General features: G+C 63.0%; 1 pseudogene. It reads left to right on the top strand.

The features are described 5' to 3' along the window. Positions 1-89 precede the first annotated feature (89 nt). A pseudogene (locus VQ044_RS25465) lies at positions 90-717 on the top strand (SulP family inorganic anion transporter); the annotation flags it as partial.

Raw genomic sequence — 717 nt, 5'->3', positions numbered from 1 at the left:
TCTGGGGCATTACCATGTCGATACGTTACCTGCGCCCTCAAGGGTAAATTCCCGGGTGGTCGATGTCTCATCGTCATTGGCACGGAGGGGCCGCCACAGTCCTCGCTGGCCTCCTCCAGATCGCCGCCGGCTTCCTAAAGCTCGGCAACGCCATGCAGTTCGTCTCCCGGTCGGTGATGACTGGCTTCGTCAACGCGCTGGCGATCCTGATCTTCATGGCGCAGATCCCGGAACTCGTCGGTGTGCCGTACCTGACCTACGTCATGGTCGCGGCAGGCCTCGCGATCATCTACCTGCTGCCCCGGCTTACCACGGTGATCCCGTCTCCGCTCGTTGCGATCGTCGTCCTTACCGCGATCTCCCTGACCTTCGGCATGGACCTTCGGATCGTCGGCGACATGGGCGAACTGCCTTCGACGCTGCCGGTCTTCCTGATCCCGGACATCCCGCTGAACCTCGACACCCTGATGATCATCCTGCCGTATTCGGCAGCCGTGGCCGTGGTGGGCCTGCTCGAATCCCTCATGACGGCCCAGATCGTCGACGAGCTGACCGACACGGGGTCCGATAAGAACCGCGAATGCGTCGGCCAGGGCATCGCCAACACGGTGACGGGCTTCTTCGGAGGCATGGCCGGCTGCGCGATGATCGGCCAATCGGTCATCAACGTGAAATCCGGCGGCCGTGGGCGGCTATCCTGCTTCGCTGCAGGCGTTT

It is taken from the genome of Aurantimonas sp. C2-5-R2 (assembly GCF_036549495.1).
GTDB lineage: Bacteria > Pseudomonadota > Alphaproteobacteria > Rhizobiales > Rhizobiaceae > Aurantimonas > Aurantimonas coralicida_A.
This window is presented reverse-complemented; position numbering and strand designations above follow the sequence as displayed.